This is a genomic window from Micromonospora sp. SD12, assembly GCF_052068495.1.
GTDB lineage: Bacteria > Actinomycetota > Actinomycetes > Mycobacteriales > Micromonosporaceae > Micromonospora > Micromonospora echinofusca.
Map to the genome: position 1 here is coordinate 86626 of NZ_JBQHDF010000010.1, position 13714 is coordinate 100339.

At 73.3% G+C, this 13714-nt stretch carries 7 protein-coding genes; 3 read left to right on the forward strand and 4 right to left on the reverse strand.

From position 1 onward, the window contains the following. Window positions 1–30: 30 nt before the first annotated feature. From ACTMS2_RS19915 to ACTMS2_RS19925, 3 genes are all read right to left on the reverse strand, one after another. Window positions 31–939 carry a hypothetical protein gene (locus tag ACTMS2_RS19915; RefSeq protein WP_441176755.1) on the reverse strand — a complete coding sequence of 303 codons (909 nt, stop codon included), beginning with the start codon at window positions 937–939 and terminating at the stop codon, window positions 31–33. 37 nt (window positions 940–976) lie between these two features. Then, entirely contained in the window at window positions 977–3010 is a 2034-nt protein-coding gene (locus ACTMS2_RS19920) for a hypothetical protein (protein ID WP_441176756.1), read from the reverse strand. Between the two features lie 315 nt (window positions 3011–3325). Beyond that, entirely contained in the window at window positions 3326–4180 is an 855-nt protein-coding gene (locus tag ACTMS2_RS19925; protein WP_441176757.1) for an alpha/beta fold hydrolase, read from the reverse strand. 247 nt (window positions 4181–4427) lie between these two features. Here ACTMS2_RS19925 and ACTMS2_RS19930 point away from each other — a divergent pair, with 247 nt between their 5' ends. From ACTMS2_RS19930 to ACTMS2_RS19940, 3 genes are all read left to right on the forward strand, one after another. Then, entirely contained in the window at window positions 4428–5468 is a 1041-nt protein-coding gene (locus ACTMS2_RS19930; protein WP_441176758.1) for a DUF4034 domain-containing protein, read from the forward strand. Between the two features lie 372 nt (window positions 5469–5840). Further along, window positions 5841–6974 (forward strand): SMI1/KNR4 family protein, encoded by a 1134-nt coding sequence (locus tag ACTMS2_RS19935; protein ID WP_441176759.1) that lies wholly within the window; start codon window positions 5841–5843, stop codon window positions 6972–6974. 212 nt (window positions 6975–7186) lie between these two features. Further along, on the forward strand, window positions 7187–10282 hold the full coding sequence (locus ACTMS2_RS19940) for a hypothetical protein (RefSeq protein ID WP_441176760.1): 3096 nt from the start codon (window positions 7187–7189) through the stop codon (window positions 10280–10282). A gap of 130 nt (window positions 10283–10412) precedes the next feature. On the opposite strand, the gene ACTMS2_RS19945 is transcribed toward ACTMS2_RS19940, so the two are convergent. Further along, window positions 10413–13598 (reverse strand): penicillin acylase family protein, encoded by a 3186-nt coding sequence (locus ACTMS2_RS19945; RefSeq protein ID WP_441176822.1) that lies wholly within the window; start codon window positions 13596–13598, stop codon window positions 10413–10415. Window positions 13599–13714 lie beyond the last annotated feature (116 nt).

The window sequence follows — 13714 nt, forward strand, 5'->3', positions numbered from 1 at the left end:
CCCGGCCTCAGCGCCCGACGCCAACCGGCCTCAGCGCCGGGCGCCGCCCGGTCGGTCTCGGCCGGTCCCGGAGGCCCGGTGACCGATGCGCGGAGCCCGTACCACCGTGGCGTTGCCCGCTCCCGAGCGGAAGTTGCGCGCCGCGCCGGCAACCATCTCGTCGGGGTCGCGGCCGAGCGCCTGCCGGATGTGCGGCGGAACCAGCTCCGACGTCGCCATCGCCATCCGCACCTGTACCGAACGGTCGTCGACCAGGCGTCGCAGATCCGCCTCGTCCAGCTCGACCGCGAGCACCAGCGCGACCCGGACGTCCACCACGGGATCCTGGGCGAGTGCGCTGCGCTGGGCGGGGGTGGTCCGCGGGTTGCGGGCGAGCCCCTTGCGTACGCGCGCGGTGCGATCGGCCATCAGCACGGTGATCACGTCGGGGTCGTGGGTGTGGGTGGCGAGTCTCTCCCGTACCTCGGGTGAGACGTCGTCGGCCAGCCGCGCGGCCAGCTCTGGCTCCAGTTCGCGCGTCTCCGCGAGGAGACCGCGAAGCTCCTTGTCGGGAGCCTCCGCCATCACCCGGCGAATCGACTCGTTGCAGGCCGGGTTGCCGGCGACCGCCCAGCGGACCCACCGGTCGGCGTCCTTCACGAGGAGCATGAGGTTGCCGATCGAGGTCGAGGGGTTCCTCGCCACCGCCTCCCGGACATGACGGTCACGGTCCCGGGTCAGCGGTCGCAGTGCCTGCGCGGGCGCGTCGGTGCGGCTCGCCACCGCCTTGCGGACCACGGCCGACGGATCGGACGCAAGGTCGATGAGGGTCATCTGTGGCGTCGCGGGGTCCTGCGCGACGGCGAGCCGCGCGTCGACGCTGCCACCCGCCGCATCGTCCCCGGCGGCACCTGACCCACTGTGACGGTCGGTTCCGCCGGTGTCCTGCTGTCTGCCCATGGGCGGAATCATGTCACGGGCCGACAGGGTCACCGCGTCACGCGCAGGGCTTCCGCCCACAGACATCGATCACCTTGCCGGTGAGCAGGAAGACCGCCTTCTGCCGCTGGGCCGCGGCCTGGGCGCGCGGGAACTCGTGCGAGTCGTCGCCGTACTCCGGGCCGGCCGGGGCGAGGTTCGTCGGCGGTGGCGCGTACGCCGCGCCGCTGTTCCAGACCACCATCGCCGAGCCGGCGTACGGGTACCTGCGGATCGGCGTGATCCCCCAGTACGGCCGCACGTCCGGTGACCAGCCGTCGGCGAGCGCGGGGGTGTGCAGGCGGGCGCCGATGGTGCGCGCCTGGACCTCCGCCGCGACCGTGGAGACCTGCTGGTCGCCGAAGGCCACGTGCATCAGCACCTGGTGCGCCGGGGTGCCCGGCAACGGCCGGTCGGTCATGTGCTGGGCGTACCCGTTGGCCTCCGAGCGGTCCCACAACATCTGCAACAGCGCGAGAATCAGCTGCTGGTCGACCTTGTCCGGGTAGTGGCCGTCCATGATCGTCTGGAACGGGGTGAAGGCCACGCTGCGTTGCAGCAGCGTGGAGTAGTTCATTCCCGGCACGCCGAGCACCGACCGGGTCCAGTCCTGGGCGATGGCGGTGAGCGCGCCGCCGTTGATGCCGCCCTGGCTGTTGCCGTCGTAGTGCAGCCCGCCGGCCACGTCGATCAGCGGCCGTCCGGTGGCGTCCCGGAACGCCGGGTGGGCGGCGAACCCGCCCGGGTGGATCATCGTCCGGCCCAGGAAGAGGAAGTTCAGGTAGCTCTGCTGCAACCGGTCGACCACCGCGGGGAAGGCACTGAGGTCGGTGAAGGCGCCGGCCACGTAGGGGACGTCGGCGGCGGCCATGCCGATCCAGCTGGTCGCGCAGAAGGTGAAGTCGTACGTGTGCGACATCGTCCTGACGTTACCGGCGTTGATCTCTGTCGGCCTGCCGAGCAGGCCGTGGCCGTAGAGCGAGAGGTGCGCCGGCCTCGCGGCGGACGCGCTGCGCGGGATGTTGCAGACGAAGTCGGCCGCCACCGTCGTGCCGGACGGTGTGGGCAGGGCGTTCGGCGTCGGTGGCGTCCCACCGCCGCCGGCCGGCCCGTAGTGCAGCCGGGAGCCGGGCCCGCCGTCACCGGTCAGGTAGGACGGTACGCCGATGGTGCCGGTCACCTGCCGGGCGATCAGCGGCTCCTGCTCCGGCGGGTAGTCGGTCACCTGGGTGACGGTGAACGAGGGTGCGGCGCGGCGCAGGGAGGCGAACGCGCTGTCGCGGATCGCCAGCATCCGCCCGGTCAGACCGTGCCGGCTGGCCACGGTGAAGTCCCAGGCCAGGTAGAGGCTGTGCCGCTTGACGCCGGCCCGGCCCAGGTCGGCGAGGATCCGCTTCATCTGCGGGGCGCGACGGTCCCTGCGGTCGAGGCCGGCGCCGGTCACGTACGCCGTGAATCCCTCCGGTGCCGGGATCAGCGCACCGGTGCCGTCGCGCAGGCCGCGCAGGCCGACGACGTAGCGGGTGCCCTCGGTCAGCGCCACCGCCGGCCGGATGATCAGCACCTGCCGCTCCGGCTGGCCGGCCGCGTGCGCGTCCAGCTCGGCCCAGTACGGCGTGCGCCTGCCGGTGCGGGCGTCGAGCAGCACGACCGGCGCGTCCGGCGCCAGCGAGCGACCGATGTCGGTGACCGGCGCGATGCCGCTCGCCGCGGCGTCGAGGCCGGGCACCCGCACCAGTATCGGCGAGCCGGGGCTGAACCCGTCCTGCCGGTTCCACTCCGTCGGGTCGATCGGGGTCCCCTGCGCGTTGGCGGGCATGGCGGAGGCCGCGAACCGCACCCGCTTGCCGGTCGGGCTGCTCCGGTCCGGCACGGTGAAGTAGTCGTTCGGGAACGGCAGCAGGCAGGCCGTCGGGTCGATCGGGTCGCAGTCCTGGGGCCCGGCCGGTGCGGGAGACGCGGGTGGCGCCGCGGCGGCGGCCGCGCCGAGCAGGACGGCGCCTGCGGTCACCAGCACGGACACGGCGAGACGGAGCCGTCTGGGTGTGGTCACGCGCATCTCCTTCGACACCGGACCGTGGTCCGATGCAGGGGCCGACGACGGTGGGTGGAGCGTGCTGTCCTTCCTACGCTCGTGAACAGGTCTCGGCAAGAGGGCTGCTACTCCCCGGACCTGGCAGCGAGGCCGGACAGGTACGCGTGCACCTCGTACCGCGCCCAGGCGTCCTCCACGCCGCGCCGGTGCTCCCGCCGTGCGCCAACCGTGGGAGCCTGGAGATCCCGCCGGGTGTCCGGTCTCAGGACCTGGTGATCGCCGGTTTGGCGTACGCCGGTAGCCGTGGTGGCAGCGGTGGCGGCGCGAAGACGTCTACAGCGCGAGCATCGCCGCCGCGACCTCATCGGCGGCCGCGTCGGGGATCGCGGTCGCGGCCTGTTCGAGCACGAGCAACCGCGCGCCGGGGATCTCGCGCGCGAGCGCCTCACCGTTGCCGACCGGGAAGAACGGGTCGCGACGACCGTGCACCACGAGCGCCGGTATCGCGAGTTCGGGCAGGCGCTCGCGCCAGCGCGGCTTGCAGTCCAGCTTGGCGAACACCAGGCCCATCTGGTTGGCCATCTGGACTGCGGGCTCCCTGCCCGGCGTACGGTCGAAGATGCGCTCGGCCTTCGCGCGCGCCGCGGCGGGGTCGTCGCCGAGGATCCCTGCGCCGACGGCGGCGAATTCCGCGACGGCAGCGCGGTCGGACCAGTCGGGCATCGGGAGCGCGAACCGCCGGCCCATCGTCGCCGCGTCGTGGTCGGGCAGGTCGTCGTCGACCGGGCCCGGTGCGACGGGCCGCGTCCCGGCGAGGGTGAGTGCCGAGAACGCCTCCGGGTGGTCGAGCGCGGCGACCTGGGCGACCATGCCGCCGACCCCGATGCCCGCCAGGTGCGCCGGCCGGTCGTCGAGTCCGCGGGCGAGCGCGGCGGCGTCGGCGGCGAGGTCGCGCAGCGTGTACGCCGGCGCCTCGGGGTCGATCGTCGTCGACGCGCCGGAGTCGCGCAGGTCGTAACGCACGACGTGACGTCCGCCGCGAGCGAGCGTCTCGCAGAGCGCGTCGGGCCACGAGAGCATGGTCGGGCCGCCCACGAGCAGCACGAGGGGCGCCGCCGCATCGCCGAAGTGCTCGACCCCGAGCGTCACGCCGTCGGGCGTACGGAACGAGCGGACCGTCGTTGGCATCGTCGACCTCCAGGACAGTTGCGTGCCGCGGCACATCCTGAGGATCCCCCGGTTTGCCGGAGGGTTGTTACCTGGTGCCGGTGGGCTCAGGCTGAACGATAGTGGTCTCGGTCTGTCGGGGCTGGTGGGCTCCACCAGAGCATGATCTTGACCTGAGCCGCATTCAGCTGTTCGGGGCGTGCCAGGCCCGCGCGGGACCAGGTCCAGGCCCGAGGTGGACGGCAGCCGACGCTTACCATCTCTGATTGTGATCTCGACCGTGAGGCGGCTGCTCACCCGCCAGATCGATACCAACCTGGCGCAGGACGACGCCGTGCTGCGCGAGGCGTGCACGCAGGCGCGGTACGGCTCCGACATCGAACCGGCCCGCAAGGCCCTGGCCGCCACCCGAGGTGACTACGACCGTCGGGCACGCTACGTCCGCGTGCTGGCCGAATCGACCGCTGGCGGGCTGGGATCCAGAGTCGACCCTACGACCGGCCGGGTCGACACCGCGGCCGCCTGGACCGACCGCTGGGCAGCGCGCACGCCCACCAATCCGGACGCTCAACTCGTACGCGCCCGGTCACTGATGGCACGAGCCTGGGAGGTGCGCGGCGGGGACTGGGCCGCCAGCGTCCGTCCGGAGCAGTGGACCGAGTTCAACCGCCTGCTGCACCTGGCCCGGCAGGTGAACGACCTGGCGATGCGGCTCGCACCCGAGGACCCCACGCCGTACGTGAACCTGCTCGACCTCATGATCGGCCAGAGCACACCACCGGAGGACGTCGAAGAGACGTGGCGTGAGCTGACCCGGCGCGACCCCTGGCATCGGGAGGGGCACGTACTCAAGCTGACGTACCACTGCAGGAAGTGGAGCGGCTCGCACGAGGCGATGTTCGGCTTCGCCCGGTCGGTCGCCGCCGCGGCGCCCGCGGGCTCGCCGCTGCACGTACTGCCGGTACAGGCCGCCGCCGAGTGGGCACTGTGGGAACAGGAGCGCGCATCCCAGGACAGCACGGGCGACGACATCACCCAGCGGTGGCGGCAGGACCCGGCCATGCAGTCCGACCTCGACAACGCGCTGTCCCGCTGGTTCCACCAACCGGCCACCCGCCACGCCGACTGGCTCAACGACGCCAACATTCTGGCGTACGGGCTGGCACGCACCGGCCGCGACGCCGACGCCGCGCCGGTCTTCGCATCGATCGGCCGGTACATGACCAGCGTTCCATGGTCCTGGTGGGACCGCGTACGCGGCGACACAGCCTTCATGCAAGCCCGCCGCCGCGCCCGCCGCGCTGCCTGACCGCCAGCGACACCTCGTGGCTACCCCGCTGACGCGTCAGTCCTGTGAGCGCCAGCACAACGCCGACATTCAATGGCGTCGACGGCGTGGCAGCCGACCGATCGGGCAGCAGCACTCCATCGGCTGGGTCCGGCCGTCTCCGACGCGCGGTCAGCGGCAGAAGATCGCATCATCAGCGGAGGGGATGGTTGTGGGAAGAGATGGCGCAGGGACCGAGATGACCTCGTCACCAAAGACGGCGGCGGCCACCCGGAACCGCAACGCCGTTACCGGGCGACCGTACCGCCGGGCGCGGTCGGCGGCTCGATCACCTACGACGGCGACCACCGCCTCCTCGGGCTGGACCTGGAGCGGGGTGAGCGGCCGACGGACATGCTCAGATCGCCGGTCGAGCTGACCGGCGGGCAGGCCGTCGCGGTGCGCGGCGTCCCGACGCGCTCCGGGGCAGCGGCGGTGAGCGTCGTCCCCAGCGCGCTGCAGGTTTCGTTCGGGATGGGCAGCGACCTGCTGGAGGACGTGCACCTGGTCGCCGGAGCGCATCCGGAGCCGTACCGCCGCGAGCCGGTCCGCTACGACGTGGCCTCCTCCGCCGGCGCCGACGCGGCCACGGTCACCGCGCTGGTCCGACAGCTGCTGCCGGACGCGCGGCCGGCCGACCCGTCGGAGCTGGCCGCAGCGGAGGCGGACCTCGGCGTCGCGCTGCCCGATGACGTCCGGGCGCTCTTCCTCGCCGCGGCCGAGGGCACCCTGGTCCTGCAGCCCGCCGACGGGAAGCGTTTCTACGGCTTGCGGATCGTGCCGCTGGCCGACGCCGCCGCCCGCGCCTATCTGGAACCGCAGGCCCGGTACCTGTCCTGGAAGTACGGTGCGACCGAGGTCGTCGCGCCCGATCCGCACGGCCGGATGCAGCGGTTGGCGGCCTCGCCGGCGTGGTTCGTGGTCGGAGAGGACGGTGGCGGCAACCTGTACGTCGTCGACCTCGCCCCCGGGCCGCAGGGGACGTTCGGCCAGGTGCTGTTCGTGGACCACGAGATGTCGGCTGGCGCCCGCTGGCTGGCACCCTCGCTGACCGAGCTGCTCACCGAGCGGCCCGCCACCCTGGCGAAGTCGGGTCCAGAAGGCGGGCTGCTGGTGCGGGTCGGATCGTACAGCGGCAAGACGCTCGCCGATGTCCAGCCGACGACCGAGGTGCTGTACATCAGAGCCGGAGCCGTGCCCTCCGACCTGTCCGCGCTGGCCGGCCACCGGCTGCGCACCCTGCTCACCGAATCCGCCGTCGTCGCCAATCTTCCCGCCGTCACCGAACTGCCCGCGCTGGAATACCTGCAGCTCGACGTCGCGGGCTGGCAGCAGCTGCTGCGCGCCGGGCAGGTCCCGTCGACCCTGCTGGCCGCCGGTCTGAGTGGCCGTGCCGGCTGGACGGACACGGTCGAAGTGGTCAACGGTCTGCTGGCGGCCTGGAAACAGGAGCCGATCCAGGTGATCGACGTTCCGGTGCAGCTCTGATCGCCGGTCCGGGTCATGCAAAGACCAGCCGGACGTAGCCAGCAACGATCGCGACGGCGGCGACCCGATGCGCGACGCCAGGCACTACTCGCCGTTGCCCATCTGCCGGACGACTCGCCTGGTGACAGTCGCGCTGGCCCCACAGTTCGCTGCTACTGAGGGAGCCCTTCCGCACGTCGAGGACGAGGCCGGTGGGCCACTACCATGCGAGCGTGACTCACGTTGCTCGGGCCCGCAGGCCGTACCCGCTGCTCGTCGCCGCGGCGGTCCTGTTGGCGCTCGGCGCGGCCACGGCCTGGGGGGTCGGTCACACGCTGGGGCTGAGCCACACCCCCGCCGCCGTGCCGCGCGAGGACGCCGTCGCCGCGCCGGTGCGGGCGCCCGCACCGGTCCCGCCGTTGGCGTCCCTCATCGTGCCCGACGAGCCGCGCGTCAGGAAGGCCGCGGCCGCCGTGGCCGACGCGGTCGTCTCCCGCGGCCTGCCCCGGCCGATGCTCACCCCCGCCGCGCCGCGCCCGGCCAGGTCCGCGACGTCCGCGCCGGGCACCGGCGCGGCCGTCGCGGCCCCGGACCTGTCGGCGGTGACCACGCTGCGGGCGCGCGTGCTGGCCACCCTCGGCGGGGCGCCCGAGTCGTACCGGCTCGACGTGCACGGCGCCGAGCTGGCCGTCCAGGGCGGCGACGTCGCGGGCGTGGCGGCCGGGATGTACCGACTGGCCGACCGGATCCGCTCCGGTGCCGAGGCGCTCCCCGCGGCGGACGCGGGTCGGGTGGTCATTCCCCGGCTCGGCCTGCGGCTGACCGACGCGGGCTCGGTGGGGCGCGAGCCCGACCCGGCCGCCTTCGCCGCCGGCGACGACTATGGCCTGAACACCGACGTGGTCGGGTCGGCGGTGTTGCCTGGCGCGCCGTGGGTGGACGCCGACGCGGTGGCCCGCATCGACGCGCAGTTCCGGCAGTTCGTCGACCACTCGGTGGCGCAGGGATTCAACGGGATCGTCGTGCCCGGCTTCCTGGAGTACGTCACGTTCGCGAAGGTCGGCGACGGGCGCGCGGTCTACCCGCCCGGCGACCCGCACGTCGACCGCGCGCGGGCGATGGTCGCGGCGTTCGGCCCCGTCTTCCGGTACGCCGAGGACTTGGGCGTGCGGGTCTTCCTGCTGACCGACATGCTCGCGGTGTCGCCCCCGCTGGAGGCGTACCTGACGCGGACCGTCGGCGGCCTCGACGTGGCCGACCCTCGGCTGTGGGCGGTCTACCAGGCCGGTCTGGCCGAGCTGTTCGAGAGCATGCCCTTCATCGACGGCCTGATGGTCCGAGTCGGCGAGGGCGGCGAGGTGTACGCCGGGACCGGCTGGGACTACTCGTCAAGGCTCGCGGTCACCACGGAAACGTCCGTGCGCGCGATGCTGCGGGCGCTGCTGGACACCGCGGGCCCGGCCGGCAAGGAGATCATCTTCCGCACCTGGACGGTGGGCGTCGGCGCCGTCGGCGACCTGCACACCAACCCGGAGTCGTACGCGCAGGTGCTCGGCGGGCTCGACGACCCGCACCTGATCGTGTCCACCAAGTACACCCTTGGCGACTTCTACAGCCACCTGCCGCTGAACACCACCCTGCTGAGCGGCGGGCACCGCCGCATCGTGGAGTTCCAGGCCCGGCGCGAGTTCGAGGCGTTCGGCTCGCTGCCCAACGACCTCGGCCCGCTGCACCGCCAGGCGCTGCGCGCGTTCCTCGCCGCCAACCCGAACGTCGAGGGCGTGTGGAACTGGACCCAGGACGGCGGGCCGCTGCGCGCCGGGCCCATGTCGCTGTACCTGCGCGCCGGCTTCTGGCAGCTGTACGACCTCAACACGTACGCCGTCGGCCGGCTGGCCTGGGACCCGCACTCCGACCCGGCGCAGGTCACGGCGGACTGGGCGTACCGCACGTTCTCCGGCGACCCGGCCACCGTCGCCGCGATCGGGCAGGCCATGGCGCTGTCCCGGCCGGCGGTCACCAAAGGCCTCTACATCGGCCCGTACGCCGACCGGTCGGTGCGGGCGCTCGGGCTGGAACCACCGCCCATGATGTGGATCTTCGAGTGGGACATCCCGACCGGCGACTCCGCCGCGCTGGACAGCATCTACGCGGTGACCGGCGGCCGCGTCGACGAGGCGATCGAGGAGGGCACGCAGGCCGTCGCGCTGGCCCGGCGCATGCGCGACCTGGTCGCCGCGACCGACCCGGCGACGTGGCGCGACGCCGAACTGCGCGGGCGCTTCACCACGACGCTCGACTACCAGGTCGACCTGTTCGAGACGCTGGGCGCGTACCGGGCCATGGTGCTGCGGCACGCGCAGTGGCTGGACACCGGCTCCCCGGCCGCCCGCCACGACTGGCGGCTGGCCGCAGCGGCGTACCACGACGCACGCGACGCGCACCGGCAGCGCTACGGCGCCGACCTGGACCTGCCCGCGTACAACTTCACCGCCGCCGACCTCGGGGCGCGGCGCGCCGACCGGGACCCGGCGATGGCCTGGGCGGCCCGGGCGTTGCTCGGGGCGATCCTGCTCGTGGTGCTGCTCGGCCTGCGCGGGCGCGGGTTCGGCGCGGCTGCCGCGCGCGGGTTGCTGCTCGGCGCGCTCCGGCCGTGGCGGGTCGCCGCGCTGCCGACGCCCGGGGCGCGGGCGGACCGGGTGTTGGTGTGGCTGGTCCCGGCCGTGGTGCTGGTGGCGAGCCGGCTCGTGCTGACCTGGTTCGCCGCGCCGGCGCACCTGCTGGTCACCCTCGGTGGGTGGGCGCTGTTCGCCCTCGTCGTACGCCTCGTCGTCGGCCGGCGGGACCCGTTCCACCTGTGGGCCGTGGTCGGCGGCGTCGCGCTGCTGCGCAGCGTGCTGTTGCTGGCCGCGCTCGCCGGGCGCGGACCGGGCGGGTACTGGTTCGCCTTCTGGACCGCGCCGGGTCTGCGCGCGGCGTACGTCACCGTCGCGTTCGCGGCGTTCTGCTGGCTGTTCGTGGCCGCGGCCGCGGTCCTGCGGGACCGGTACGGCCTGCGCCGCCGAAGCGCCATCGGGCTGACGCTCACCGCCGCGGGCGTGCCCCTCGGCGTGTTGTCCGCCCTGGTCTCGGTGGTGGGCCTGGAACGCGCGCTGACGGTGTGGAACGACCAGCTCGCGCTGCTGCCCTGGGGCCTGTCCCGCATCCTCGGCATCACCGTTCACCTGGGCATCCCCGCCCAACTCCCCGCGTACACCGCCGCCGCCGGAGCCGCCCTCGCCGCCGCCGGCCTGCTCCTGGCACTCGGTCGCGGCCGGCAGTCCACCTGACCGCCCCACTTTGACCCCGCCCCGACGTCGTAAAGCCCTGTCCGATGAGGCGAGGGTGAGCACGAGCGGCTGTCGACCTGCCCTGACGGTGGCCGGCCGGCGGGGGGCTCCCGCCGGCCGGCCTTCGGCATCACCGGCCGTAGACCTCGAACTCGTAGAGCGAGAACCCGTACGAGGTGGCCCGCTCGACCCCGTACACCCGCACGTAGCGGGCGGCGACCGGGGCGAAGGTGGCGTTGTCGACGCCGCCGTTGCCGGTGGTGGTGGCGAACACCGGCGTCCAGGAGCTGCCGTCGCCGGACACCTCGATCCGGTACGACGTGCCGTACGCGGACTCCCAGCGCAGCACCGCCCGGCTGACGGTGCGGGCCGCGCCGAGGTCGACCCGGAGCCACTGGTTGTCGTTGTAGCTGCTGGCCCAGCGGCTGCTCAGGCTGCCGTCGACCGCCTTGCCCGGGGTGTGGCTGGTGAGGAACTGGGTGCTCGACGCGGTGGCCGGGCGCCCCTGGGCCAGGTTGGTGACGTCGTCGCCCCGGCGGGCCGGGAACGAGACGACCTGCTGGTAGGTGGGACGGTTCTGCCAGGCGATCAGCGGGTGGGTGATGCCGCCGAGCCCGGAGTGGGCGATCGAGTCGGCGCACCACTGGTCGCCGGCGGAGCAGGACTTGTCGCCCGGGTAGACGGTGCTGGCCGGCACGGCCGCCGCCTGCCCGAGCGCGCCGAGCAGCGCCGTCCGGCACGCGGCCAGGGCGCCGCCGCCGCAGTACGCCCGCCCGAGGCCGCCGGCCACCGGGTCGCCGAGCACGGTGCGTAGGTCCTTGTCGACGTAGCCCCACCAGCCGTACTGGAACGCCGAGCCCTTGTGCGCCTGACCCTGCAACGCCCAGCTCGCGGCGCCGTCGCGCCCGCCGTTCTGGCCACCCGACGGCGCCTCGTTGACCTCGATGGCGTCCACCAGCGCGGCGTAGAGGTCCGGCCCGAGGCCGGGGCGGAACTGCGCCGAGGCGAGCAGCGGCCACCACGCGTCGAAGATCCGGATGGCGTCGGCGTGCTGGTAGACCTTGGAGCCGGGCGTGGTCTCCACCCGCCGGGCGCCGGCCTGCTGCCAGGTCCGCAGCTTGCCGATCACGTCGGCCAGCGCCGGGTCGGTGACCGGCGCGCTGTCGAGCACCCGCAGCAGGTCGCCGAGGACCTGCTGGCCGCGCAGGTCGGTCACCGCCGCGTCCGCCATGATCTTGACGACGTCGGCGCGGCCGAGCTTGCGCTGGGCGATCGCCGCGCGCACCGGACCGTCGAGCAGCTGACCCCGGTGTACGGAGCCGAAGCTGAAGTTGCCGTCCGCCGCCCCGAAGTCCCGCGCCTGCTTGTTGTTCCAGCTCACGTAGTAGTCCTGGTTGACCGACTGCGGGTGGGTCGAGGGCGGGGCGTAGGTGGCGTCGTTGGTGTCCGGGTTCCAGCCGACCCACTCGTACGCCGGTTCGGCCTTCGCCGGCAGGTTCGGGTCGAGGGTGGCCGGGCGGACCGGGTTCGAGCCGGAGTTGTAGTACGCCGCCTCGGTGGAGTTGACGTAGAACCAGTTGAAGGCGTACCCGACGCTCGCGGCGGACGCCTGGAACGCCGCCGCGCTGCCCATCGCCGACGGGTCGTTGTAGGCCTGGAAGCCGATCGCCGAGTCGGCCTCGTGCCGGTAGGTGGAGCGCAGCTTGGTGAACGCGGTCGGCTGCCCGTTCACCAGCCCCCGGTAGGCGACCAGCCCGTACTTGGTGCGCAGCGCGCGCAGCGTGTAGGACCCGGCCGGGGTGGAGTCGGCCAGCGTCGGCGACCAGGAGTTGCGCTGCTCCAGCGTCTCCATGGCGAGGCACTGTCCGTGGTAGAGGTAGCGGTTGGTGCGCAGCGTCGGAGCGCTGCCGTCGGTGGTGCACAGCGGCACCGCGTACGTGTCGGTGAGGTCCTGGGAAGCCGACGTCGCGCTCCAGGCGTAGTCCTGGCCGCGGCCGAGCAGCACGTAGAGGTTCAGCCCGGCGAACGCGGCGCCGCGCGCGCTGATGCCCGGGCCCTGCAACTCCTGGAGCATCAGCAGTTGCGGGGCGAAGTAGCCGGTCTGCGGGCCGAACACGGCGACCGGGTTGCCGGTGGTGGTGTGCCGTCCGGAGACCACGACCGCGTTGGACATGCCGTGTGCGCGCAGGTTGGCCAGGCCGCCGATCAGCTCCTGGGTGGCGGTGCTGGCGCCGGTGCGCGCGGCGGCCCCGCCGGTCTGGTCGTAGGCGAGCGGCTCGGCGACCACCGTGCCGGCGTCGGGGAGCACCGCGCTGGTCGCACCGGGCGGCGTCGCGCCGTACGGGAAGCTCTGCCCGTCGTGCAGGGTGAGCACGGTCTCCGGATCGTTCTGCGACCGGAACGCCGCCCACACCCGGTCGCCCTCGGTGGCGCCGTACTTGGCCCGGGCGGCCACCCGGACCAGCGCGGACTGGATCTCGCTGCCGCCGCCCCCGCCGAAGAGGCCGCCGATCACGCCGGCGGTGGCGATCAGATCGGTCATGGTGAAGTGCTTCGGTTTGCCGGCGCCGGCGAGCACGTACTCGCCGGGGTAGTTGTCGTCGGCGATCGACTTGTCGATGTAGGCGTTGATGCCGGCGATGTAGTCGACCACATCGGTGTAGAGCTGCTGGCCCCGGGCGCCCTTGGTACGCAGCGCGTCCACCTGGGCCTGGAGGTCCGCCTCGGTGTAGGGCGAGTTGGCCCAGACGCTCTGCTCCAGCTCCCGGTTGCCGGGGGCGCCGCCGGCGAACGAGGTGACCTTGCCGCGGCCGACGTGCCGCAGCAGATCCATCACCCAGAGCCGGTCCTGGGCCCCGGCGTAGCCGGCGCCGAACATGGTGCCGGCGCGGGTGGTACCGGTGACGTGCGGGACGCCGGTGGCCTTGTCCCGCACGATGGTGACGTCGGCGCGCGGCGAGACGGTGCTCTCGACCTGCGCGGCGGGGACGCCGAAGGAGGCGTCGTTGAAGAAGTGGGCGATCTGCTCGTCGGTCAGCCCGGCGTAGTTGTAGACCAGGTTCGCGTACTCGTCGAGCTGGTCGCTGGAGTGCGCGGGGCGGGTGCCGAGCGCCTGGTGGGCCAGGATGGCGGCCAGCGTGGCGTTGCCGTTCTGCCCTGGGGGCAGGATGTCGGCGCACTGGCCGAGGCAGTAGTCGTTGGCGGCGAACGTGCTGGCGGCCAGCGCCGGTGACGGCGGGGTGACGGTCAGTACGCTCGCGGTCAGGGCCGCGGCGGTGAGCGCCGCGAGCCGGGCGCGGAGTGGGGGACGGGGCATGAGAGTTCCTCCGGGGACGCGGAGTCGGGCCTTCGGTACGCCCGGCTGCCGTGCCGACATCTCGCCCTCCGCGCCCGGGCGTTCCACCCAGAGGTGAGAGTGACTCACATCTATCT